This is a genomic window from Limnohabitans sp. 63ED37-2 (assembly GCF_001412535.1).
Lineage (GTDB): Bacteria > Pseudomonadota > Gammaproteobacteria > Burkholderiales > Burkholderiaceae_C > Limnohabitans_A.
This window is the reverse complement of record NZ_CP011774.1, coordinates 163,841-184,539: the sequence shown is the minus strand read 5'-3', so window position 1 is coordinate 184,539 and position 20,699 is coordinate 163,841. Positions and strand designations below refer to the sequence as shown.

Here is a 20,699-nt window from a genome sequence, read left to right as displayed (position 1 = left end):
AAAAATGTCACGCGCCGAGCCCCTGATCACCCCTGAAGAGCTGCAATGCCTGCTCGGTGGTGCGACTGTGCCCTCCAATACATCTTGGCGCAGCCAACTGGCACAACTGACTTCTGTGCATTTTGGCGCCGCCCTCTGGCTGGTCAAGGGTGTTTTCCTGTATGCCGTGCTCACGAGCCCTGGCGCCGCCCCGCTGGTGGACAGCAGCGCCTACCTGTGGATGCGCAGCAGCCTGGAACTGGTTTGCTTGGCTGTCTTCTGGGGCGCATCGCTTCATCCACGCGGCCGCATGGCCGCCAACGCCAGCTTGCTGGTGGCTGGCACCACCTGCCTGCTCGATGCCATGACACTGCTGGCCTTCGCCCACTGATTTCACACCTCCCAAGAAAAAGGCGCTGCAGGGCAGCGCCTTTTTTATGCCCTGAATGCCCAGGCATTCAGGCCATCAGCTTGTTCATGGCCTCTTCGTATTTGGCGGCGGTGTTCTCGATCACCTCGCGCGGCAAGCGCGGCGCAGGCGGGGTTTTGTCCCAAGGCTTGCCGTTAACGGTGGCGGTCTCCAGCCAATCGCGCAAAAACTGTTTGTCGTAGCTGGGCGGGTTGGACCCTTCCACATAACTCTGTTCATAAGAATCTGTGGGCCAGTAACGCGATGAATCGGGCGTCAGCACCTCGTCCATCAGCACCAAGGTGCCGTCGGCGTCGAGGCCAAACTCGAACTTGGTGTCGGCAATGATGATGCCTTTGGTCGCTGCGATGTCACGCGCGGCTTTGTAGAGCTGGATGCTGATGTCGCGGATGCGGGTGGCCAGATCGGCACCGATCATCTCCACCGTGCGCTCGAAGGTGATGTTTTCGTCGTGCTCACCCACCGCCGCTTTGGCGGCCGGGGTGTAGATGGGTTCGGGCAAGCGGCTGGCGTTTTTCAGGCCTGCGGGCAGCTTCACGCCGCACACGGCTTGGTTGTCTTGGTATTCCTTCCAGCCGCTGCCGGCCAGATAACCGCGCACCACCGCCTCGACCGGGATGGGTTTCAGGCGCTTGACCAGCATGGAGCGGCCTTGGACTTGCGGCACTTCTTCGTCGCTCACCACGCTCTCGGGCGCTTCGCCCGTCAGGTGGATCGGGCAGATGTTCAGGCCCTTGGGGCCGAGCTTGTCGAACCAGAACAAGGCCATTTGCGTGAGCAGCACGCCTTTGCCGGGAATCGGCTCGCCCATGATCACGTCAAACGCGCTGATGCGGTCTGAGGCCACCATCAAAATGCGGTCGTCACCCACGGCGTAGTTGTCACGCACCTTGCCACGCGCCAGCAGAGGCAAAGAGGTCAGGGCCGAGGTGTGGAGTGCGTTGGGCATGGCGATTCTCATCAAACAAAAAGCCCGTCGAATTGTTCACGGGCTCTGAAGCATTCCCGTTGATTATCTCAAGAGAACACCCTCAGTTCGCACCACCAGTTCATCTGTTTTTTTGGCTAAGAACATTCGTAAAAAAACTTACTTTTTAAATTTTCTAAATTAAATTTTGAGTACTTTTAATTTATAAAATGATGTTTTTTGGATTCCATATGAAGACACTCGCAACCCTTCTGTCGTTCTGTGCAACCCTGGCCGCTTGTGGAGGCGGTGGTGGTGGCGCTCCTTCATCCAATACCAACAGCAAATCGGTTGCACTGAGCGCTCAAAACTATGACGTGGCTGCCACTGAGGTGATGGCCAGTTCAGTTGCAGTCAGTGCAAGTTCCGGCATCACCGAATCATTCATCGGTGCTGATGTGCAAACCCCTTTGCCGTTCACGCATTTTGTTCAGTCCCACCTGACACAGTTGATCAAGAATTGGCGCTCAAGCCCAACAGTACTGGTTGGGGCGGAATTAACGGAATCAATCCCTTGCTCCAGCGGCACACTCAGCATCACTTACAACGATCTGTTGGGAAATGAAGTGCCTGATGCCGGTGACTACCTGACCCTGTCCGCCAACAATTGCTCTTTGTATGGTTCAAAGCTGAACGGCGAGATGACCATCACATTCAATCGGTACACAGAAACTTCATTCACCGACTTTGAGGCTTTCGTGACCGCCAAGTCCTCACAGTTTGTGTCTGAGACCAATGGGGTGGCAACTTCATCGAATGGCTCATTCGACATGAACCTTTCCGCAAAAATGGTGCTCAATTCAAACGGGAGCAATCAACTCCTGACAGATCTCAAAATGGACATTGCCAGCATGACTTACAACATCACTTCAGCTGGAAGCACCAAAGTTTATGAATACAAGAACTACGTTCTTCGCAACACCACATACAACAACCAAGTGAGTCAATCCATCAACGGCTCCATCAACATACCCACTTTGGGCGCCAACACGGCCACCATCGAGACGATCAAGAATTTTGTATCACCAGCAATCTCTAGCCCAGGATCACGTTTGCCATATCCGACCGATGGTATTGCCCTCGTCACGTTCAAACAGGGTGGAACCATCCGTGCCACTGCGAACGGCACCAGCAGTGCATTGGTCGAACTTGACCAAGACGGTGATGGCAAATTCGAAACATCTAAACCCGTGCCTTGGAGTGACATCCTTTAATGGGTCTGATCGCATGCTGCACCCACATATTTGTGTGGGTGCGTTGGCGCTTTTGACTTCTTGGAATGCGCTCGGTCAAACGTGCGCTGAGGCCAACATCAGTCCACAACTTGGAACAGAAACAAGCCGCTGGGAGGAGCTGTCGCGTTCAGGAAAACGCTTGGTCTTGGAGACGGGTCACCTGCATTCAAAAGGCTTGACGTTTTCGGTTCGCTGCAATGTGGCAGACGGGTCATTGGCGTGGTCCGACAGCCGGGGAACCCGCACTTACTTGGGTGCAACCAATACCGGCCAAGCCGCGACAAGCTTTTCTGACATTGCGCATCAAAAAATCTCCGGATCTGTCCACTTCCATGCGGATGCAAACTGGTCGTTGGGGGGCCGATGGGTTCATAACACCATTCATCGAAGCATCCAATCCAACAGCCAGGCCGAAGGCTACCCCGAGCATTTTCAATTCAACGACGTGTCGCTTGGTGTGCGTTACAAGCAGGCCCTGAGTCAACATTTGAAGGGGCAAGTTGACTATTGGCAGGGGCGGATACTTCCAGGACAGTCGAATGTGACTTTGCCCAACTTTGCACCGACCCGCTTGCAGTTGGGCTCGGGCCGTAGTCGCGAAATTGGCATTTCAATCGGAAACAAGCTGGGCGAAAACGACCCCGCCTGGACATGGTCAGCCGCCATCCACATTCGACAAGACCGCATTGAAGAGGGCTCACCACAAGCGCTGTACAAAGGCAGCCGCCTGGTTGCGAGCGCCGTTCAACCAGCCATTGGCTTGCGGACAAGCCAATTCATTGCCAAATTAAATTACGCTTTTTGAGGCCTCGAGCAGTGTTTCTAAACACTGCCACACTGAAGCCCCCCGCCCCCATCAGTTGACCACTTGCGCCAATTCACCGCGGGCATAACGGGCGGCCACCACCTGCAGGTTGTCGCCCTTGATCTTGGGGGCCTGGCCTTCGCAGCCGAACTCCAAGTAGCGCTGCTTGCAGATTTGCTTGGCCGCTTCGCGGGCGGGTTTGAGCCATTCACGCGCGTCGAACTTGTCGGGGTTCTCGAACAAGAACTTGCGGCAAGCGGCGGTCATCGCCAAACGGATGTCGGTGTCGATGTTGATTTTGCGCACGCCGTGCTTGATGGCTTCTTGGATTTCCTCGACGGGCACGCCGTAGGTTTCTTTCATCTTGCCGCCGTACTGGTTGATCAGGGCCAACAGCTCTTGCGGCACACTGGACGAGCCGTGCATCACCAAGTGGGTGTTGGGAATGCGCTGGTGAATTTCTTTCACGCGGCTGATGGCCAAAATGTCGCCCGTGGGCTTGCGGCTGAACTTGTAGGCGCCGTGGCTGGTGCCAATGGCAATGGCCAGCGCGTCCAGGCCTGTGGCTTTCACGAACTGGGCCGCTTCTTCGGGGTCGGTCAGCATCTGGCTGTGGTCCAGTTTGCCCTCGGCACCAATGCCGTCTTCTTCACCAGCTTCACCGGTTTCCAGATTGCCCAAGCAGCCGAGTTCGCCCTCGACCGACACGCCCACCAAGTGGGCCATCTCGACCACACGGCGGGTCACATCCACGTTGTAGGCAAAGTCGGCCGGGGTCTTGCCGTCTTCCAGCAAAGAGCCGTCCATCATCACCGATGAAAAACCCAGGTTGATCGCGCCCTGGCAAACCGCCGGGCTTTGGCCGTGGTCTTGGTGCATGACCAGCGGAATGTGCGGCCACTGCTCGGTGGCGGCCTGAATCAGGTGCTTGATGAAGGGCTCACCCGCGTATTTGCGGGCACCTGCGCTGGCCTGCAGAATCACCGGGGCACCGACTTCGTCGGCGGCCATCATGACGGCCTGGACTTGCTCCAGGTTGTTGACGTTGAAAGCTGGAATGCCGTAGCCGTTAACGGCCGCATGGTCCAGCAGCTCGCGCATAGAAACGAGTGCCATGGTGGTGATTTCCCGGGGAGTTGAAGATTCTGGTGCGCCGGGTTGTACCCGGCTTGTAACTGCACCAGATTTTATAGGTTTCGGGACACCATCGGCCTGTCAGGCCCGTCCTGAACAGGAAATCCAGGCCGCCAAGCCCCGCAAGGCTTGACGCGCTGGCCTGGTGCTCAAGCCGCCCGGCAAATCTTGAGCGTGTTGGTGCCGCCAGGTGTGCCCATGGGCTCGCCCACGGTGATGGCGTACACATCGCCCGGCTGCACAATGCCGCGCTTTTTCAGGTGCGCTTCGGCATCGGCCAAAGCGGTGTCGCGGTCGGCGCTGGTGTCCATCAGCAAGGGGCTGACGTTGCGCATCAGGGCCATCTTGCGCTGGGTGGCGACCTTGGGCGTGAGTGCATAAATGGGCATGCGCACACTGTGGCGGCTCATCCACAAAGCGGTCGAGCCCGAATCGGTCAAGGCCACAATCGCCTTGGCCTTGAGGTGGTGCGCCGTGAACAGGGCGCCCATGGCGATGGCGTGGTCGATGCGGTTGAAATGCGCCCCCACAAAGTCGTCGTCCAGCGGATCGTGGTCGGTTTTCTCGGCTTCCAGACACACCGCCGCCATCATCTCGACCGTCTCCAGCGGGTACTTGCCTGCCGCGGTTTCGGCGCTGAGCATCACCGCATCGGTGCCGTCCAGCACCGCGTTGGCCACGTCCGACACTTCGGCGCGGGTGGGCACCGGGTTGACGATCATGCTCTCCATCATCTGCGTGGCGGTGATGACCAGTTTGTCGAGTTCGCGGGCGCGTTTGATCATGTGTTTTTGCAGGCCCGGCACAGCGGCATTGCCCACCTCCACGGCCAAATCGCCACGTGCGACCATGATGCCGTCCGACACCGCCAAGATGCGGTCCAGCTCAGGAATGGCTTCGGCGCGTTCGATCTTGGCGATCAGGCCAGGCCTGTGGCCGTTGGTGCAGGCCACGTTGCACAGTTGGCGGGCCATTTCCATGTCGGTGGCGTTTTTGGGGAAGCTCACCGCCACATAGTCGGCATTGAAGCTCATGGCCGTGCGGATGTCGTCCATGTCCTTGGCCGTCAGGGCCGCTGCCGTCAAGCCACCGCCCTGTTTGTTGATGCCCTTGTTGTTCGACAATTCACCGCCCAGCTTCACGGTGGTGTGCACCTGCTCGCCTTTGACCGCGTTCACGGTGAGCACGATCAAGCCATCGTTGAGCAAGAGCACATCGCCCGCTTTCACGTCACGCGGCAGCTCTTTGTAATCGAGGCCGACGCCGTTGATGTCACCCGGCTCGGTGCGCGAGGCGTCCAGCACAAAAGGAGCACCGGGCTCGAGCATGACTTTGCCTTCGGCAAACTTGCCGACCCGGATCTTGGGGCCCTGCAGGTCGGCCATGATGGCCACCTCGCGGCCCGCACGGTGCGAGGCTTCGCGCACCAGGCGGGCGCGGTCGACGTGGTCTTGCGCCTTGCCGTGGCTGAAGTTCAGGCGAACCACATTGACGCCAGCACGGATCATGGCCTCCAAAAGTGCGGGATCGCTGGAAGCAGGGCCTAAGGTGGCAACAATCTTGGTGGCGCGACGGGGCATCTGAAGATCTCCAATGTAATTTGGTTTCAATTCTCACACGAAATCGGTTACATGACCGGTTCTTTCGATGGCCTGCATGCAACAAAAAACCGCTCATCGCGGCCGCAAAGGCGGATTGATTGCAGACTTTTGGCGACAAGTTACCAACAGATCAAGTCCGTTGCTGGCTGTTTTCCTTTGCAATACCCTTGAATTGATCTTTGTCAGCCCAGTGAAACGCCAAGCCGACTAAACTCCATGTTGAGCGATTTATATTCAAGCGTCATGACTGCCTTACATACCCCCAACGTCGATCAGCCCATCCCACTGGACCAGCCCCTGCCGCACCGCAAGACCTTGCGCGAGTGGTTGATCCCCCTGTCCGAGCGCAGTACGGTGCGTGCCTTCGTGCTGCTCGCTTTGGATTACGCCCTGTTTTTTGCCCTGATCACCGCCACCATCTTGCTCGAATCTGTCTGGGCGAAACTGCTGTGCGGCTCAGTGGCTGGCTTCGTCATTGGCCGCCTGTTCGTCATTGGCCACGACGCCTGCCACCAGAGCCTGACGCCCCACCGCGAACTCAACAAGGTCTTGGGCCGCATCGCATTTTTGCCATCGCTCACGCCCTACAGCTTGTGGGACACCGGCCACAACGTGGTGCACCACGGCTACACCAACCTCAAGGGCGTGGACTTTGTCTGGACGCCCCTGACGGCTGAAGAGTTTGCCAACTTGAACCCCGTGCAGCGCCTGCTTCAGAGGGCCTACCGCAGCGGCTGGGCACCCGGTTTGTATTACATGATCGAGATCTGGTGGAAGCGCGAGTTTTTCCCGAACAAAACCCACATGCCCACACGCCGCCCGATCTTCTTCAAGGACAGCCTTCTGGTGAGTGTTTTTGGTGCGGTGTGGGTCGCGGTCGTTGCGGCCGCCGCCCTCTACACCGAGCAATCGGTGCTGCTGTCGCTGCTCATGGGCGTGCTGATCCCCTTCTTCTTCTGGAACACCATGATCGGCTTTGTGGTCTATGTGCACCACACCCATGTGAAAGTGTCCTGGCACGACAACAAGGCCGCTTGGACCAAGGCTGCGCCCTTTGTGTCGACCACCGTGCACCTGACCTTTCCGTTCCAGATCGGCGCCATGATGCACCACATCATGGAGCACACCGCACACCATGTGGACATGAGCATCCCGCTTTACCGCCTCAAGCAAGCGCAGACCAAGCTCGAAGAAATGCTGCCCGGCCGCATCATCGTGCAGCCCTTCTCTTGGAAGTGGTACTTCGAGACCGCCCAAAACTGCAAGCTGTACGACTTCGGCCGTGAGTGCTGGACCGACTTCAAAGGCACCATGACCAGCCCAGTGCGCGGCAACCTGCCGCCTGCGGCACAAGCCTGATCGGGTTCGTTGACCCTGACGAAGAAAAACCCCGCAATGCGAGGTTTTTTGTTGAGGCATGTTCTACATGGATCGGGGGATTGTTGCTGGGACGTGGAACGTGGAGACTGGACCCCGGGTCTGCGCCCGGGGTGACAAAGCTGTTCGTTCATCCCAGCCGTATCACTGACCCCCAGCCGTATCAATGACCCCCGGCCGTATCAATGACCCCCGGCCGTATCAATGACCCCCGGTCGTTTCTCTGTCATCCCGGCCCCCGAGCCGGGATCCAGCGCCCCCCAGTAACACTCAAACCGCCGCACGCTTCATCAAAATCTCGAAAGCGGGCAAGGTCTTGCCTTCCAGAATTTCAAGGAACGCGCCACCGCCGGTCGAGATGTAGCCCACCTGTTGCTCGATGCCGTACTTGGCAATGGCAGCCAGCGTGTCGCCGCCGCCGGCGATGCTGAAGGCGCTGGACTCGGCGATCGCCTGGGCGATCACTTTGGTGCCGTTTTCAAAAGCCGCAAACTCGAACACGCCCACCGGGCCGTTCCAGACGATGGTGCCCGCCTGCTTGAGCTGCGCGGCCAGTTTGGCGGCGGTCTCGGGGCCGATATCCAAAATCATGTCATCGTCGGCCACCTCGGTGGCTTTCTTCACCGTCGCGACCGCGTCGGCTGCGAAGGTCTTGGCCACCACCACATCGGTTGGGATCGGCACTTCGGCACCTCGGGCCTTCATGGCTTCGATGACGGCTTTGGCCTCGTCCACCAAGTCGGCTTCGGCCATGCTCTTGCCGATCTTCAGACCCGCTGCCAGCATGAAGGTATTGGCAATGCCACCGCCCACAATGAGCTGGTCCACGTTTTGCGACAGGCTCTTCAAGATGGTCAGCTTGGTGCTGACTTTGCTGCCTGCCACGATGGCCGCCAGTGGGCGCTTCGGGTTGGCCAGGGCCTTGCCAATCGCGTCGATCTCGGCGGCCAGCAAAGGGCCTGCGCACGCAATCGGCGCGAATTGGGCGATGCCGTAGGTGGTGCCTTCGGCGCGGTGGGCCGTGCCAAAGGCGTCGTTCACATAGATGTCGCACAGCTGCGCCATTTGGCGGGCCAGCGCTTCGTTGTTTTTCTTCTCGCCTTTGTTGACGCGGCAGTTCTCGAGCAGCACCACTTGGCCGGGGGCAACAGAGACACCGTCCACCCAGTTGGCGACCAGCGGAACTTCACGGCCGAGCAACTCACCCAAGCGCTTGGCCACGGGGGCCAGCGAGTCTTCGGGTTTGAACTCGCCCTCGGTCGGGCGGCCCAAATGACTGGTCACCATCACCGCCGCTCCGGCGTCTAATGCCATTTGGATGCAAGGCACGCTGGCGCGGATGCGGGTGTCTTCGGTGATGCTGCCGTCGTCGGCTTGTGGCACGTTCAGGTCAGCGCGAATGAACACACGTTGGCCAGCGGCTTGGCCCTTGGCACACAGATCGGAAAAGCGGATGACGTTCATGGTGTGTAGAAAAGTAGAAGGATCAATTGGCATCGATTTTAAAAGCCTGGCCTGACAAGGGCTGACATGAAGGGCAGATACGAACCCCGAACAACGCCCCAAGGCGACTTACCAGCCCAGCCCCAAGCGCAAGGGCAAATAAACCGCCATGCCCGCCAGGATGGTGATCAGCACATCGCGCCGCCAAAAGTAAGCGGCCACGCCCACCACGGCCGCGTACAAACGCGCGTCTTGCCAAGTGCTGACCAACTCACCCTGCACGGTGATGATTTCGGGGATGACCACCGCCGACAAAGCGGCAATGGGCGCGTACTGCAAGCCGCGCTGGGCCCAGTCGGGCAGCTGCCAAGACTGGCTGGAGATGAAAAAGAAACTGCGGGCCACCACCGTGACCACGGCCAAGCCCACGATGACGGCCAGCGTCCACAGATCGGTGCCGTTCATGCGGCCGCCTTGGGCGCAGGCCGGATTTTTTCAACCGTCAGGCACAAGATCACGGCCACCGCAATCGCCACGACGATGTTGAGTTTGAGTGGCAGGCTGTAAGCCACCACGGCGGCCACACCCGCCACGGCAGCAGACAGCATGCGCATGCGCGAGCTGGCCAGCGAGCACTGAATGCCCAGCAAACACAAAATGCCCGCAAAGCCCAAGCCCCACTCCGGCGGGATCAAATTGGCCAGCCCAACGCCCAACAAACTGGCCACAATCCAGCTGCCCCAATTCAGAAAATAGTTGCCCGCCAGATAAGCCTCTTGCCCAGTGCGCTCGGCATCGCTGACACCCGGCGCGGGATAGCGGCGGGTGAAGAGCACATAGCTGATGTCGGCGGTGAAGTAGCCGTGGCACATGCGTTGCCAGCGCGGCAGGTGCATCAAATACGGCCGCAGGTGCAGACTGAACACCACAAAGCGCAAGTTCACGCAAAAACCGGTCGCCAAAATCACCCAAGCGGGTGCCCCGGCCACCAACAGCGGAATGGACGCCAATTGCGAGCTGCCCGCGAACACGAGCATGGTCATGGCCACGGCCTCGAACACGCTCATGCCCGACTTGACCATGGCCACACCGGTCATCAGTCCCCACGCCGCCACGCCGGGCGCTTGCGGGGCCAGGTCGCGAAAGCCTTGCCAGAACTCGGCGCGGCGATAAAGCGTCGGCCGGAAAAACATCAGGCCACCAAACGCTGACCGGGCTGCAAGGGGCAGCCGCGCAGAAAATCGGCCGCGCTCAGTCGCTTGCCACCGGGTCGCTGCAGTTGGGTCAGGCACAGCAGCCCTGCACCGCAGGCCACACGCACGCCTGAGGCATCGGCGCTGAGCACGGTGCCCGGCTCGGCGGGGCTGGCCAAAGGCTCGGCCACGGCTTGCCAAATCTTGAGGGTTTCGCTGCCCGCCTCGGTGGTCAGCGGCACGGTCATGCCCGGGAACGGGTCAAACGCCCGAATGCGCCGCGCCAACACCTCGGCGGACAGCGCCCAGTCGAGTGCGGCTTCGGCTTTGTCGATTTTGTGCGCGTAGTTCACACCTTCTTCGGGCTGGGGTTGGTGCGGCAAACTGTCCAAGCTGGCCAGCGCCTGCACGATGGTCTCACCCCCCAAATCGGCCAGGCGGTCGTGCAGCACGGCGGTGGTGTCGTTGGGCGCGATGGCGCAGGGCAAGACCAGCAGCATGTCGCCCGTGTCCAAGCCCGCATCCATCTGCATGATGGTGATGCCGGTTTGCGTGTCGCCCGCCTCGATGGCGCGGTGGATGGGCGCGGCGCCGCGCCAGCGCGGCAACAAAGAAGCGTGGATATTCAGGCACCCCTTGGGCGGCAAGTCCAGCACCCATTGCGGCAAGATCAAACCGTAGGCGGCCACGATCATGGCATCGGCTTTCGCAGCCAACAGGGTGTCTCGGGCGGCAGCAGCGTCTTCGGGGTATTTGCCATCCAGTCGCAAGCTGCGCGGCTGGGCCACAGGCACCTGGTGCGCAAGGGCCCATTGCTTGACGGGTGAGGCCTGCAGCTTCATGCCGCGGCCCGCAGGGCGGTCGGGTTGGGAGAGCACCAGCACGATCTCGTGGCCCGCTGCGTGCAAGGCGGCCAGCGCCGTCTGGGCAAATTCGGGCGTGCCCGCAAAAATCAAACGCATGCCGGATCAGCGCCCGGCTTTTTGGGCTTTGACCATCTTGGTCTTGATGCGGCCTTGCTTGAGCGGCGAGAGGTATTCCACAAACACTTTGCCCACCAGATGGTCCATCTCGTGCTGGATGCAAATGGCCAGCATGCCCTCGGCCTCGATCGTGCGGCTTTGGCCATCGCGGTCGATGGCCGTGACTTTCACTTGGGTGGCGCGTTCCACGCCGTCGTAAATGCCGGGCACCGACAGGCAACCCTCTTCGCCCTTGACGCGCTCCTCGTTCATCCAGGTGATCTCGGGGTTGATCAGCACCATCGGCTGGTTGCGCTCCTCCGAGGTGTCGATCACCACCAGGCGCTCGTGCACATCGATCTGTGTGGCCGCCAAGCCAATGCCACCCGCTTCGTACATGGTCTCGATCATGTCGTCGATCAGCGTGTGGACGCGGGCATCCACCGCTTGCACAGGCTGGGCCACCTTGTGCAGGCGTGGGTCGGGGTAACAAAGGATGGTTCGCAGGGCCATGGCTCAAAACTCAAATTGGATCCAGGTATTTTCGGTCATTTCGGCCCGGGGACGCCAGGGCTCATGCTGAGAGACCGTATTGCACAAAACGGATCATGAAACGCGCCAGCGCCAGGCCGTCGTGGGGCTCACTCAAACTGCCCATGCTGCGCTCATACAGCGGCTCTCCCAGCAGAGCGCGGCGCTTGTCCAACAAAAAGGCCGACATCTCGGGCGTGAACTCCGGGTGCGGCTGAATGCAAAACACCTGGTCACCCAGCGCGTAAGCGGCCACCGGGCAATCGGCCTGCGTGGCCAGCAAAGTGGCACCCGGGGGCAAGGCCAGCACCTGGTCCTGGTGGCTGGCCAGCAAGGCCATGCGGGCAGGCACTCCGGGCGCGAGGCCCAAGTGTTCTGCATCGCCCAGCCATTCGTAGGCCTGTCGCCCAACGCGCCACCCCTGCGGCGCCCTCTGCACGGGCGCCCCCAAACAATGCGCGATCAGTTGGTGGCCAAAACACACCCCCAACAACTTGTGCTGGCCCTGCAGCAAACGCGTCACCTGCTCACGCAAGGCCACCACCCAGGGTTCGTCAGAAAAAGAATCAGCTCGGCTGCCGGTCAGCAGCACCGCGTCGTAGGTCTCAAAACTGGCCGGGTATTGGCCATGTCGGGCGCTGAAAGTATCGATGCGGCCTTGGTAACCCGTTTGCGCAAACAAGTGTTCAAACATCGCCGCGACCCGCGTGTAACGCTGGCTCAGGGGCGGGTCCAGGTCATCGTTTTCAAGGATGCACAGGTGCATGTGCGCGGTGGGGTCTGGGGTAAAAGTGGGCATTAGGGCTATGCAAATACCACGCTTGTCCGCCCTGTTGTCCGCGAACGAGATGGCTTACGCACCACAATTTGAACATCCCGGCCTAGCCGATTCATGCACTCCAGCATCTTCGCCTCACTGATACCCCGAAACTGACCGCGCAACATGCCAGAGAGTTTGGGCTGCGGCATGCCCAGGATCTCAGCAGCTTGAATTTGGGTCAGATGACGATGCTTAATGATTTCGCCGATCTTGGCGGCCAAGGTCGCCTTAACCTGCATCTCGGCAGCATCTGGCAAACCAAGGTCTTCGTAGACATTGGTAGATCCTTTTTCAATTTCGATCATTTCAGGCTCCTTTGGCATGCGCTTGCGCTGCCTTCAAACGTTCTCGAATCAAATCCATGTCTTGCTTTGGTGTCTCAATGCCTTTATTGGACTTCTTTTGGAAACAATGCAAAACGTAGACCCTCTCTGCGATCTTGACCGTATAGACGGCACGGAAGGTATCGCCCATGTGGTCTTCAACCACCTCCAAAACACTGGCTCCACCAAAACCCTTCAGAGGCTTAGTCTGATCATGCTTCTTGCCTGACTGCGCCAAATGCAACGCAAAGCCGAAAACGTCGACGACGTCACAGGGCATGGCAAGGAGATCCTTTTTCGAGGAACCCACCCAGTGCAGTGGCTTCAGCAGATCAGACATGCTGAAATCATATCCAAATAGGTCTAATCCACCAACCCACAGGCTCTCGCGATGCCCCAAAAATTTTGATCTGTTCCCAACAACTAACCCTTACGGTATTTACAGCTTGGCGCCAACCAAGCTTTGAACCACAATGCTGGGCACAACAAGTATTCGACAGCCCCACAGGCTGCACAGGGAGACAAGATGGTCAACACCCCCGAGGAACTGGGCGCGTGGTTGCGCCTGGTGCTCACGCCCGGCGTGGGGCCTGAAAGCACTCGGCGTCTGCTGGCCGCATTTGGCGAACCGCAAGCCATTTTTGGACAAACCGAAACCGCTTTGTGCCAAGTGGTCAGCACCAAACAGGCCCAGGCGCTGCAGCTCATGCCCGATGGTTGCGCCGAACTCACACAAGACACGCTCGACTGGCTGCAGGCCGCCAAGGGACCGAGCCGCTGCGTGATCACCCTGGGCGACGCGGACTACCCTGCCCCATTGCTGGACATACCCGACCCGCCCTTGATGCTGTATGCCCTGGGCCAGACCACACAGCTGGCCACACTGCAAACGCAGCACGCGCTGGCCATGGTGGGCAGCCGCAACCCCACACCCCAAGGGGCCGAAAACGCCCGAGCCTTTGCCTGCAGCCTGGCCGCCAGTGGGCTGACCGTGGTCTCGGGCTTGGCGCTGGGGGTGGACGGCGCGGCGCACGAAGGGGCACTTCAAGGTTCGCTCCAAAGTGGATTTCAAGTTGGCGCCTCGGGCCCACTTGCCACCATCGCCGTGGTGGGCACGGGGCTCGACCGGGTCTACCCGCGCCAGCACCGAGACCTCGCACACCGCATTGCACAACACGGCTTGATTCTGAGCGAATACCCGCTGGGCACACCGCCGCTGGCGCCCAACTTCCCGCGCCGCAACCGCCTCATCTCGGGCTTGTCACAGGCCACGCTGGTGGTGGAAGCGGCCCTGCAATCGGGCTCGCTCATCACCGCCAAACAAGCCCTGGAGCAAGGCCGCGACGTCATGGCCATCCCTGGGTCGATCCACTCCACTCAAGCCAAAGGCTGCCACGCGCTCATCAAACAAGGCGCCAAACTGGTGGAATCGGCGCAAGACGTGCTGGAAGAGCTGCGTCTGCCCGCGCCCGACGCGCAACAGGCACTGGACCTGCAAGCGCCAACACAAGAAGATGCGCCGACAAGCCAAGACCCCGAACGGGCGCTGCTGCGTGCCTTGGGCCACGACCCCGTGGGGCTGGATGCGCTGCAAGCACGCTGCGGTTGGCCCACCGCGCAACTGCAGGCGCAGCTGCTGGAGCTGGAATTGATGGGCCAGGTCGGGCGCTTGCCCGGTGGGTTGTTTCAGCGATTGGGGTCGGCTTGAGGGGGCGGAGATCTCAGCTCACCGCGTCACCCCATACACCCACAAGCCCAGCCATTCATGCAAAGCTGTTTGCCACAGCAACAGGCTGCGGGCCAGGGAATACTCGGTCCAGGCCGTGGCCGCGCCTGTTCTGAAGTCCACCGGATAAGGCGTGACCTGGCAACCCACCGCCTCAAACTCCGGGACTGAGCGGGGCATGTGCCAGGCAGACGTCACCAAAAGCCAAGGCTGCTTGCAGCGTTCGCCCAGCAGCGCCGCCACTTGAATGGCGTTTTCGCGCGTGGTGCGCGAGCCCCCCTCCAGCACCACCCGGCTCATGTCGACGCCCTGCTGCTGGTAAAACGCCTTGGCCAACTCGGCCTCGCTCACGCCCGTGGCGAGCAGCCGCCCCTCGCCCCCAGAAAACACCAACTGCAAATTTGGGTGTTGGCGCATCAACCCCACCGGCACCGACATGCGCTCGGCCGCCTGACCCAGCGGCACCTGGCCATGCGCCTGGTAAATATCAGAGTGCTCGGTGGCGCCACCCAAAACAATCACCCCCACATGGCGCCCCACCGCCTCTGCCGTCGGCACGGGGTAGCGGTTCTCCAAGTGCCGCAACAGCGCATGCGGCCCAGCCTCAAAACCCAACAGCCCCAACACCACCAAGCCACTCCACAACATGACCGCTGCCAACCTGCGCCAGCGCTGCAGCATCAGCAAAGCCAACGCCCACCACAGCGCCAGCCAAAACATGGGCTGGGTGATGGCGGACATCAATTTGGAGAGAACAAACATTCGGGAATTTTAGGGGGGCACAAAAAACAAAAGAGCCAGATGGCTCTTTTGAAACAATTGGGATCTGACCCCAATTTTTCGAAACAATTGGGATCTGACCCCAATTTTTCAATTTTTCGAAACAATTGGGATCTGACCCCAATTTTTCAATTTTTCGAAACAATTGGGATCTGACCCCAATTTTTCCTTCAATAGGTGTGCCTGAACGCTCGAGTGAAGCTCGGATAATGACCTGTTTTGTTGATCCATCTTTGTCATCCCGGGCGAAGACCCGGGATCCAGCGTTGAGCATTGCCATTTGCGAAGACCTGTTGTGCACTGTGTATCCCGGCTCAAGGCCGGGATGACAAAGAAAAAACAAACTCCAATGTGCAAAGAAAAATCAAACTCCAACGTGCAAAGACAAAATCCAAACTTCACCGTGCCGAATCGCAAAAAGCTGCGCTTGACGAGGCAGTTCGAACCATTGTCGGCCAGCCGGAAACCGGTGAAACCAAAGTCGGCGATCTGGCTCGTGACATGTGACAGACAATGCAATCGCATTGACACAGACAAGGCAAATGCATTACCATGGCCGCACGAGACACCTCGCACAGGAGCACGCCATGCCCGCCACCCTTGAAGCCGAATCAACGCTGACCGACCGTTACCAGACCACCGTGCCGGAAACGGTTCGCCGTGCGCTGCGTCTGCGTAAGCGCGACAAGATCCAGTACGTCATCCGCCCCAGTGGCGAAGTGGTGTTGACACGCGCCAGTGATGCCGAGGTCGAAGACCCGGTGCTGGGCCAGTTCCTAGGCTTCCTGGCGCACGACATCGCCACACATCCTGAGCGCCTGCAATCGGTGAGCAGCACTTTTGTCCAGCGCGTTCAGTCGCTGGTCGGTGAGGTGAATGTGGATCTGGATGCGCCCTTGTCGGCAGACGATGAATGAATGCCACCAAGCCTGCCCCACTGGCCATCCACGGCTGGACGGTGTTTGCGCACCCGCTGTTCATGTCGCAAGTCGAAGCACTGGTGGAGCAAGTCGAGGCGCTCAAGAAAAAAGACCCGACGGGCTACGTCAAGAAGAACGCCGCTAAGCGACTGGCTGCCATTGCGCACCTGGCCTTTGATGCCATCCCTCAGGACCCCACCCGTGCTGAATACCGACAGGGCGGCACGCTGGGCGATGACCGTAAACACTGGTTTCGCGCCAAGTTTTTTCAGCAATACCGGCTGTTTTTTCGCTACCACGCTGCGGCCAAGATGATCGTCTACGCCTGGGTCAATGATGACGACACCAAGCGAGCTTACGAGAGCAGCGATGATGTCTACCGCGTCTTTCGCAAAATGCTCGAGAGCGGCCACCCGCCTGACGATTGGAATCAGCTGCAGAGCCAAGCCGAACTTGAAGGGCACCGGCTGCAGCGCGCATTCAGCACTCTCGGCGAATAAGGTCATTCACCACGACTATTTGGCAAATTCCGCTTGGCTTCCATGGCCGTGAAGTTTGATTTTTTTCCTTGCACATTTAAGTTTGTTTTTTCCTTGCACGTTGGAGTTTATTTTTTTCTTTGCGCATTGGAGTTCGATTTTTCTTTGCACGTTGGAGTTTGTTTTTTATTTGCGCATTGGAATTCGATTTTTCTTTGTCATCCCGGCCTTGAGCCGGGATCCAGACTGCACAACAGGTCTTCGCAAATGGCAATGCTCAACGCTGGATCCCGGGTCTTCGCCCGGGATGACAAAGACGGATCAACAAAACAGGTCATTCATCCTTCATCGGGCCGGATCAATCGTTGTCCGCTGTCTTGAACAAACCAAGCCCCAGAAAAGTTCAAGGAGCCCGCAGGCTCCTTGAACATCCAAAACAATTGGGATCTGACCCCAATTAATTCGATCCACGAAGGTGGACTATTTTCCACAGTCCCCACGCGCCCAACACGCCCAGGGCATCAGCGGCAAAATCGGCCCACTCTGCAAAGCGCCAACCGACGGCCCACTGCGCTGCCTCAATGCCCGCCCCAAAAGCCAGCATCATCATGACCACGCCGAAGGAGCGGCTAGGCCACAAAAACAAAGCCCAGACTGTCAAGAAAACAAAAGCCAAAGCATGTTGCGCTTTATCCCACCAATTGAATATTGGCTGCTGCATATGCTCTACAGGTAACAGTGCCAAAACGGTCACGCCCAGCATGGCCACATACCAACCCACTCGCCAAACAACCATTTCAAACCACCCCACCAGTTTCACCTTGGCGTCAGCACCCGGACAGTGCACAACAGTACAATTCAACTTAAATTTATAACAATGAGACACCAAGATGAGCAACTGGTATCTGATCCACACCAAAATCCGCCAAGAGCACATGGCTCTGGACCATCTAGAAAGACAAGGTTTTGAGTGTTTTCTGCCGCTGATACGGGCAGAAAAATTGCGCCGTGGCGCTTTGCAAGTGGTGCAAGAACCACTCTTTCCCCGCTACCTGTTCATCCGCCTGGGCACAGGGCTTGAATCACAAAGCTGGGCACCTATTCGCTCCACCACCGGGGTGAGTCGGCTGGTCAGTTTTGGCCAAGTCCCCGCCAAGATCGACGATGAACTGGTTGGGGAATTACGGGCCCAGTCCGAGTCCTCAGAAGTGGTGTTGCGCCACTTTGAGCCCGGCGAGCAGGTCGTGGTGACCGACGGCCCGTTTATTGGGGTAGAGGCTATTTACCAAATGCCCGACGCCGAAGGCCGGGTAATTGTGCTGCTCAACATCCTGAGCAAGCAGGTCAAAATGACCGTGTTGCCTGCCAGCATCCGCAAATTCAATTGAATTTACCTCGTTGATGAGCAGTTCGAATCAATTCAGAGCGTCATAAAACTCGCGAACAGTAACGCCTGCTTGACGTGCCATGCTTTTGACTATGAAATCATCAAAAGGTTCATTGTGCGCGCTAAGGGTCACCTTGTAGAAATGGTTTCCATCGCGCTTGGTCCATTGCTCGCGGCTGGTTGCTTTGAGTGGTTTGGGGTCAAAGCCCAAGGCCCTCAGGATCTTTCTGACCTCTGCAGCTTTGAGAGGTCTTTTCCACCGGCTCATGCGTGCGCAAAAGGCAGCGGCATGGCGGTTTCGTAGCTGAAATAACGGCGAGCACGATTGAACCACTTAATGACGTAATACATCGCAAAGTAGCGCAGGGGAGCTCGCCGCCCCAACAGCTGCACGGCAAATCTCTCGTCTTCGCCATAAGCCTCGCCCACATAGCTGACAATTTGCTCATGAAGCAAACGTTTTACATCACGTGCGCTGTCAGCCTGAACCACCAAATCCAAGTCAATGCACATGGCAACCCAGTAGCCATCACGTCGAAGGGCAAAACACCTGAGGATCAAGTCCGATGGGTGGATTTTTTTAAGCATGAGAAATTATCCCCCTCAAAAGCTTTTGAGCATACTACCCATAAGAAAAATAGGGATCTGACCCCAATTAAAAGCTGTCGGTGCAAGCGGGCAGCCTCCGCAAGGTCAACTGAAGTTCAATCATCATTGGCCCAGCGCCAGCGCTTCGCGTTCTTGGGCCATGTGCACCCAGTCGACCACTTCGCCGCTGGGTTGGTAGCCGGACACCAGCTCTTGCAGCTGGCCTCGGATCACCGGCACGTCGTTCACGCTCATGGCGATTTTGAGGCCTTTAGTGGACTTCTTCCGGAAGCAATGCATAACATACACACTCCCGGCGATCTTGACCGTGTAGACGGCTCAGTATGTGTCGCCCATGTGGTATTCAACCACTTCCAAAACAATGACACCACCAAAACCCTTAAGCGGCTTGGCGTGTTCATGATTTTGCCTGACTGAGCCAGATGCAAGGCAAAGCCGAATAAGTCGAAGACGTCGCTTGGCATGGCCAGGAGATCCTTCTTTGAGTACCCAACCCAGTGCAGTGGCTTCAGATGATCAGATACCGATGAATTATAACCATACAGGTCTAAAACGTCGCCCCTGCAAAACTCATTTCAAGCCAGCACCCATCGTTGATCTATGTGCTCACGTGCCCGGATGGCCTTCCAGCGCTGCAGGGTGCGTAAGTCGATGCCGAGGATTTCGTGGGCGGACTGCAGCCGCGCTCCTGCATAGTGGACCGTATCGATGTCTGGATTTAGCAGGCGAAGCCCCCCCTTTAACCTCCACCCCCTACCCATTAGTCATTGGGGCGTGCAGCCTCGTTGTCTTTGCCTCATTCAATTGCTTCGCAATCGAACGAGGTGAGGCTTGCCTTGGGCCATCCAATGGGCCTCATGTCTGAATACCAATGACAGTTCGTTTTGGAAAAATGGATTTTCTGAGGCGGATTGAATGTAGTCTAAATTAATTATTTTATTAATTTATTTGGTATTTCCGCAATTCCAGCAACTCTCCAATCGCACTGGACAATCGCCTCTCGAGCATCGTCTGGTACTTCATCATCCGATCGGTTTCCTCGGCTTGCAAATCAGCAGCACGAAGCATCCAGCACTTCATTTCCTGAAAACTTTGCACTACCTTGGGCACCCCGCTCAAAACAGATGCCAGTTTGATGATTTCTTGCAAGTCCGGCTCAACGGCTTGGTGGTACCCCGCCACACCAGGCATTTTGGGCCTCAAGGTTTTGCGGGTGGCCATTTTTTCAATTTGTATCGATCTGTTCACTTGACCCATCACTTCGTCGACTTTAGTCTCGCTGGAACCCTTAGACGTTTTGGCATGAGCCACTGACTCCTGATTGATGGATAGATTGCGGATTCTTTGCGCAAAAATCATCAGCGCTTGATCTGGATCCATGTCATCAATCTGATCTGGCACAGGCTGGATTCCTGAGAGGTACGCACACAGCCTCGGAAAATTCGAGCTCAGGTCTGACCCATCGTCCAAACTTCCCGCGAAATCTTTGATTTCCTGAGCGATTGCATGGAGCTTGGCCTCATCCAGTCCCAATTTGAATAACACCGATTCACCCTTGATCGACGAAAGGGCCAAGCTTCTGAGTTTTTCTGGAAATTGGGTGAGCCTTTGCATGACCAGTTCGGGCTGCAGATCGATCTGCTTGCGTGCAAGCTCTCGCCCAGCCACTTCCATGTCAATGAGTTTGGCCAACTTGGCTCTGCAAAACGCGATTCGCTGGATTTGCAAGACCTCCAGAGGAGACTCAGGCTTGTAGTACTGCGTAAGCTCTTGGGTGAAATCCTCAACCATGCGGACCTCATCGGGCATCACACGGTTGCTTGTCAAGCCATGGCTGACTGCATTTTGAGAAGACCTGGCCTTACCCAGGGCAGATTTAGGGCCCGTTGATTGCCCAGATCCCTTGATCCGAACAGCACCGGAACTCGACTTGGCTTTAGGGCTGGTGCTCATGCGTCAACCTTGATCAGATTTGTCCAGGCTGGTGTAACCGGACTC

The 20,699-nt window shown here is 58.0% G+C and carries 27 protein-coding genes; 9 read left to right on the top strand and 18 right to left on the bottom strand.

Translation table 11 applies throughout. The features are described from left to right. Nucleotides 1–4 precede the first annotated feature (4 nt). Entirely contained in the window at nucleotides 5–370 is a 366-nt protein-coding gene (locus L63ED372_RS00815; protein ID WP_062401970.1) for a hypothetical protein, read from the top strand. Nucleotides 371–437: 67 nt separating this feature from the next. Here the strand turns inward: L63ED372_RS00815 and L63ED372_RS00810 are convergent, their stop codons facing one another. Then, nucleotides 438–1,358 carry a phosphoribosylaminoimidazolesuccinocarboxamide synthase gene (locus L63ED372_RS00810; protein WP_156343524.1) on the bottom strand — a complete coding sequence of 307 codons (921 nt, stop codon included), beginning with the start codon at nucleotides 1,356–1,358 and terminating at the stop codon, nucleotides 438–440. A 209-nt stretch (nucleotides 1,359–1,567) separates the two neighbouring features. On the opposite strand from L63ED372_RS00810, the gene L63ED372_RS00805 reads away from it, so the two are divergent. Beyond that, nucleotides 1,568–2,590 (top strand): hypothetical protein, encoded by a 1,023-nt coding sequence (locus tag L63ED372_RS00805; protein ID WP_156343523.1) that lies wholly within the window; start codon nucleotides 1,568–1,570, stop codon nucleotides 2,588–2,590. 13 nt (nucleotides 2,591–2,603) lie between these two features. Next, nucleotides 2,604–3,416, top strand: a complete 813-nt coding sequence (locus L63ED372_RS16305; RefSeq protein ID WP_156343522.1) for a hypothetical protein — start codon at nucleotides 2,604–2,606, stop codon at nucleotides 3,414–3,416. A 51-nt stretch (nucleotides 3,417–3,467) separates the two neighbouring features. On the opposite strand, the gene fba is transcribed toward L63ED372_RS16305, so the two are convergent. Continuing rightward, on the bottom strand, nucleotides 3,468–4,532 hold the full coding sequence (fba, locus tag L63ED372_RS00795) for a class II fructose-bisphosphate aldolase (protein WP_062401959.1): 1,065 nt from the start codon (nucleotides 4,530–4,532) through the stop codon (nucleotides 3,468–3,470). Between the two features lie 167 nt (nucleotides 4,533–4,699). Next, nucleotides 4,700–6,130: a pyruvate kinase gene (pyk, locus tag L63ED372_RS00790; protein ID WP_062401957.1), complete on the bottom strand. Its 1,431-nt coding sequence runs from the start codon at nucleotides 6,128–6,130 to the stop codon at nucleotides 4,700–4,702. A 264-nt stretch (nucleotides 6,131–6,394) separates the two neighbouring features. On the opposite strand from pyk, the gene L63ED372_RS00785 reads away from it, so the two are divergent. After that, nucleotides 6,395–7,510: a fatty acid desaturase gene (locus tag L63ED372_RS00785; protein ID WP_062401955.1), complete on the top strand. Its 1,116-nt coding sequence runs from the start codon at nucleotides 6,395–6,397 to the stop codon at nucleotides 7,508–7,510. Between the two features lie 288 nt (nucleotides 7,511–7,798). Here L63ED372_RS00785 and L63ED372_RS00780 read toward each other — a convergent pair whose 3' ends face one another. The 8 genes from L63ED372_RS00780 to L63ED372_RS00745 all read right to left on the bottom strand — a co-directional run bounded on the left by L63ED372_RS00780 (nucleotide 7,799) and on the right by L63ED372_RS00745 (nucleotide 13,140). Then, nucleotides 7,799–8,992: a phosphoglycerate kinase gene (locus L63ED372_RS00780; RefSeq protein WP_062401953.1), complete on the bottom strand. Its 1,194-nt coding sequence runs from the start codon at nucleotides 8,990–8,992 to the stop codon at nucleotides 7,799–7,801. 108 nt (nucleotides 8,993–9,100) lie between these two features. Then, complete coding sequence (locus L63ED372_RS00775; RefSeq protein ID WP_062401950.1) at nucleotides 9,101–9,436, bottom strand: AzlD domain-containing protein; 336 nt, start codon at nucleotides 9,434–9,436, stop codon at nucleotides 9,101–9,103. Continuing rightward, nucleotides 9,433–10,164, bottom strand: a complete 732-nt coding sequence (locus L63ED372_RS00770; protein ID WP_062401947.1) for an AzlC family ABC transporter permease — start codon at nucleotides 10,162–10,164, stop codon at nucleotides 9,433–9,435. The genes L63ED372_RS00775 and L63ED372_RS00770 overlap by 4 nt, the downstream gene beginning before the upstream one ends. Further along, entirely contained in the window at nucleotides 10,164–11,126 is a 963-nt protein-coding gene (fmt, locus tag L63ED372_RS00765; protein WP_062401945.1) for a methionyl-tRNA formyltransferase, read from the bottom strand. Before fmt ends, L63ED372_RS00770 begins: the two co-directional genes overlap by 1 nt. Before the next feature lie 6 nt (nucleotides 11,127–11,132). Beyond that, a complete protein-coding gene (def, locus tag L63ED372_RS00760; protein WP_062401943.1) occupies nucleotides 11,133–11,639 on the bottom strand; it encodes a peptide deformylase in 507 nt (168 codons plus the stop codon). Nucleotides 11,640–11,700: 61 nt separating this feature from the next. After that, nucleotides 11,701–12,456, bottom strand: coding sequence for a glutamine amidotransferase-related protein (locus L63ED372_RS00755; protein WP_231624518.1), 756 nt, complete (start codon nucleotides 12,454–12,456; stop codon nucleotides 11,701–11,703). A 5-nt stretch (nucleotides 12,457–12,461) separates the two neighbouring features. After that, nucleotides 12,462–12,782 carry a helix-turn-helix domain-containing protein gene (locus L63ED372_RS00750; RefSeq protein ID WP_062401937.1) on the bottom strand — a complete coding sequence of 107 codons (321 nt, stop codon included), beginning with the start codon at nucleotides 12,780–12,782 and terminating at the stop codon, nucleotides 12,462–12,464. A 1-nt stretch (nucleotide 12,783) separates the two neighbouring features. Continuing rightward, entirely contained in the window at nucleotides 12,784–13,140 is a 357-nt protein-coding gene (locus tag L63ED372_RS00745; RefSeq protein WP_062401934.1) for a type II toxin-antitoxin system RelE/ParE family toxin, read from the bottom strand. 186 nt (nucleotides 13,141–13,326) lie between these two features. Here L63ED372_RS00745 and dprA point away from each other — a divergent pair, with 186 nt between their 5' ends. Then, nucleotides 13,327–14,508 (top strand): DNA-processing protein DprA, encoded by a 1,182-nt coding sequence (gene dprA, locus L63ED372_RS00740; protein WP_062407460.1) that lies wholly within the window; start codon nucleotides 13,327–13,329, stop codon nucleotides 14,506–14,508. Nucleotides 14,509–14,526: 18 nt separating this feature from the next. Here dprA and L63ED372_RS00735 read toward each other — a convergent pair whose 3' ends face one another. Further along, entirely contained in the window at nucleotides 14,527–15,174 is a 648-nt protein-coding gene (locus L63ED372_RS00735) for a YdcF family protein (protein WP_231624591.1), read from the bottom strand. Continuing rightward, nucleotides 15,131–15,586 carry a hypothetical protein gene (locus L63ED372_RS16550; protein ID WP_231624517.1) on the bottom strand — a complete coding sequence of 152 codons (456 nt, stop codon included), beginning with the start codon at nucleotides 15,584–15,586 and terminating at the stop codon, nucleotides 15,131–15,133. The genes L63ED372_RS00735 and L63ED372_RS16550 overlap by 44 nt, the downstream gene beginning before the upstream one ends. A gap of 71 nt (nucleotides 15,587–15,657) precedes the next feature. Between L63ED372_RS16550 and L63ED372_RS16105 the strand changes: the two genes are divergently transcribed. The 3 genes from L63ED372_RS16105 (at nucleotide 15,658) to L63ED372_RS00725 (ending at nucleotide 16,726) form a co-directional block, all read left to right on the top strand. Continuing rightward, nucleotides 15,658–15,813 (top strand): type II toxin-antitoxin system RelE/ParE family toxin, encoded by a 156-nt coding sequence (locus L63ED372_RS16105; RefSeq protein ID WP_082431746.1) that lies wholly within the window; start codon nucleotides 15,658–15,660, stop codon nucleotides 15,811–15,813. 80 nt (nucleotides 15,814–15,893) lie between these two features. After that, the gene (locus tag L63ED372_RS00730) at nucleotides 15,894–16,223 is read left to right on the top strand and encodes a type II toxin-antitoxin system PrlF family antitoxin (protein WP_062407458.1); all 330 of its coding nucleotides are present in this window, start codon (nucleotides 15,894–15,896) and stop codon (nucleotides 16,221–16,223) included. Continuing rightward, the gene (locus L63ED372_RS00725; RefSeq protein WP_062401928.1) at nucleotides 16,220–16,726 is read left to right on the top strand and encodes a type II toxin-antitoxin system YhaV family toxin; all 507 of its coding nucleotides are present in this window, start codon (nucleotides 16,220–16,222) and stop codon (nucleotides 16,724–16,726) included. Before L63ED372_RS00730 ends, L63ED372_RS00725 begins: the two co-directional genes overlap by 4 nt. Before the next feature lie 436 nt (nucleotides 16,727–17,162). On the opposite strand, the gene L63ED372_RS00720 is transcribed toward L63ED372_RS00725, so the two are convergent. After that, nucleotides 17,163–17,603 (bottom strand): hypothetical protein, encoded by a 441-nt coding sequence (locus L63ED372_RS00720; protein ID WP_231624516.1) that lies wholly within the window; start codon nucleotides 17,601–17,603, stop codon nucleotides 17,163–17,165. Here L63ED372_RS00720 and rfaH point away from each other — a divergent pair. Then, entirely contained in the window at nucleotides 17,596–18,093 is a 498-nt protein-coding gene (gene rfaH / locus L63ED372_RS00715) for a transcription/translation regulatory transformer protein RfaH (RefSeq protein WP_062401925.1), read from the top strand. The genes L63ED372_RS00720 and rfaH overlap by 8 nt on opposite strands. 27 nt (nucleotides 18,094–18,120) lie before the next feature. Here rfaH and L63ED372_RS00710 read toward each other — a convergent pair whose 3' ends face one another. The 4 genes from L63ED372_RS00710 to L63ED372_RS00700 all read right to left on the bottom strand — a co-directional run bounded on the left by L63ED372_RS00710 (nucleotide 18,121) and on the right by L63ED372_RS00700 (nucleotide 20,654). Next, entirely contained in the window at nucleotides 18,121–18,360 is a 240-nt protein-coding gene (locus L63ED372_RS00710; RefSeq protein WP_062401923.1) for a type II toxin-antitoxin system HicA family toxin, read from the bottom strand. Further along, complete coding sequence (locus tag L63ED372_RS00705) at nucleotides 18,357–18,680, bottom strand: hypothetical protein (protein ID WP_156343521.1); 324 nt, start codon at nucleotides 18,678–18,680, stop codon at nucleotides 18,357–18,359. Before L63ED372_RS00705 ends, L63ED372_RS00710 begins: the two co-directional genes overlap by 4 nt. Nucleotides 18,681–18,803: 123 nt before the next feature. Further along, nucleotides 18,804–18,935: a hypothetical protein gene (locus L63ED372_RS16665; RefSeq protein WP_442915122.1), complete on the bottom strand. Its 132-nt coding sequence runs from the start codon at nucleotides 18,933–18,935 to the stop codon at nucleotides 18,804–18,806. A 705-nt stretch (nucleotides 18,936–19,640) separates the two neighbouring features. Then, entirely contained in the window at nucleotides 19,641–20,654 is a 1,014-nt protein-coding gene (locus L63ED372_RS00700; RefSeq protein ID WP_156343520.1) for a hypothetical protein, read from the bottom strand. Nucleotides 20,655–20,699: the final 45 nt, after the last annotated feature.

What these genes read in the sequence shown, in the direction of transcription:
- L63ED372_RS00815 (WP_062401970.1), top strand. Translation starts at nt 5, where the DNA reads ATGTCACGCGCCGAGCCCCTGATCACCCCTGAAGAGCTGCAATGCCTG.
- L63ED372_RS00810 (WP_156343524.1), bottom strand. Translation starts at nt 1,358, where the DNA reads ATGCCCAACGCACTCCACACCTCGGCCCTGACCTCTTTGCCTCTGCTG.
- L63ED372_RS00805 (WP_156343523.1), top strand. Translation starts at nt 1,568, where the DNA reads ATGAAGACACTCGCAACCCTTCTGTCGTTCTGTGCAACCCTGGCCGCT.
- L63ED372_RS16305 (WP_156343522.1), top strand. Translation starts at nt 2,604, where the DNA reads ATGCTGCACCCACATATTTGTGTGGGTGCGTTGGCGCTTTTGACTTCT.
- fba (WP_062401959.1), bottom strand. Translation starts at nt 4,532, where the DNA reads ATGGCACTCGTTTCTATGCGCGAGCTGCTGGACCATGCGGCCGTTAAC.
- pyk (WP_062401957.1), bottom strand. Translation starts at nt 6,130, where the DNA reads ATGCCCCGTCGCGCCACCAAGATTGTTGCCACCTTAGGCCCTGCTTCC.
- L63ED372_RS00785 (WP_062401955.1), top strand. Translation starts at nt 6,395, where the DNA reads ATGACTGCCTTACATACCCCCAACGTCGATCAGCCCATCCCACTGGAC.
- L63ED372_RS00780 (WP_062401953.1), bottom strand. Translation starts at nt 8,992, where the DNA reads ATGAACGTCATCCGCTTTTCCGATCTGTGTGCCAAGGGCCAAGCCGCT.
- L63ED372_RS00775 (WP_062401950.1), bottom strand. Translation starts at nt 9,436, where the DNA reads ATGAACGGCACCGATCTGTGGACGCTGGCCGTCATCGTGGGCTTGGCC.
- L63ED372_RS00770 (WP_062401947.1), bottom strand. Translation starts at nt 10,164, where the DNA reads ATGTTTTTCCGGCCGACGCTTTATCGCCGCGCCGAGTTCTGGCAAGGC.
- fmt (WP_062401945.1), bottom strand. Translation starts at nt 11,126, where the DNA reads ATGCGTTTGATTTTTGCGGGCACGCCCGAATTTGCCCAGACGGCGCTG.
- def (WP_062401943.1), bottom strand. Translation starts at nt 11,639, where the DNA reads ATGGCCCTGCGAACCATCCTTTGTTACCCCGACCCACGCCTGCACAAG.
- L63ED372_RS00755 (WP_231624518.1), bottom strand. Translation starts at nt 12,456, where the DNA reads ATGCCCACTTTTACCCCAGACCCCACCGCGCACATGCACCTGTGCATC.
- L63ED372_RS00750 (WP_062401937.1), bottom strand. Translation starts at nt 12,782, where the DNA reads ATGATCGAAATTGAAAAAGGATCTACCAATGTCTACGAAGACCTTGGT.
- L63ED372_RS00745 (WP_062401934.1), bottom strand. Translation starts at nt 13,140, where the DNA reads ATGTCTGATCTGCTGAAGCCACTGCACTGGGTGGGTTCCTCGAAAAAG.
- dprA (WP_062407460.1), top strand. Translation starts at nt 13,327, where the DNA reads ATGGTCAACACCCCCGAGGAACTGGGCGCGTGGTTGCGCCTGGTGCTC.
- L63ED372_RS00735 (WP_231624591.1), bottom strand. Translation starts at nt 15,174, where the DNA reads ATGTTGTGGAGTGGCTTGGTGGTGTTGGGGCTGTTGGGTTTTGAGGCT.
- L63ED372_RS16550 (WP_231624517.1), bottom strand. Translation starts at nt 15,586, where the DNA reads ATGGCAATGCTCAACGCTGGATCCCGGGTCTTCGCCCGGGATGACAAA.
- L63ED372_RS00730 (WP_062407458.1), top strand. Translation starts at nt 15,894, where the DNA reads ATGCCCGCCACCCTTGAAGCCGAATCAACGCTGACCGACCGTTACCAG.
- L63ED372_RS00725 (WP_062401928.1), top strand. Translation starts at nt 16,220, where the DNA reads ATGAATGCCACCAAGCCTGCCCCACTGGCCATCCACGGCTGGACGGTG.
- rfaH (WP_062401925.1), top strand. Translation starts at nt 17,596, where the DNA reads ATGAGCAACTGGTATCTGATCCACACCAAAATCCGCCAAGAGCACATG.
- L63ED372_RS00710 (WP_062401923.1), bottom strand. Translation starts at nt 18,360, where the DNA reads ATGAGCCGGTGGAAAAGACCTCTCAAAGCTGCAGAGGTCAGAAAGATC.
- L63ED372_RS00705 (WP_156343521.1), bottom strand. Translation starts at nt 18,680, where the DNA reads ATGCTTAAAAAAATCCACCCATCGGACTTGATCCTCAGGTGTTTTGCC.
- L63ED372_RS16665 (WP_442915122.1), bottom strand. Translation starts at nt 18,935, where the DNA reads ATGAGCGTGAACGACGTGCCGGTGATCCGAGGCCAGCTGCAAGAGCTG.
- L63ED372_RS00700 (WP_156343520.1), bottom strand. Translation starts at nt 20,654, where the DNA reads ATGAGCACCAGCCCTAAAGCCAAGTCGAGTTCCGGTGCTGTTCGGATC.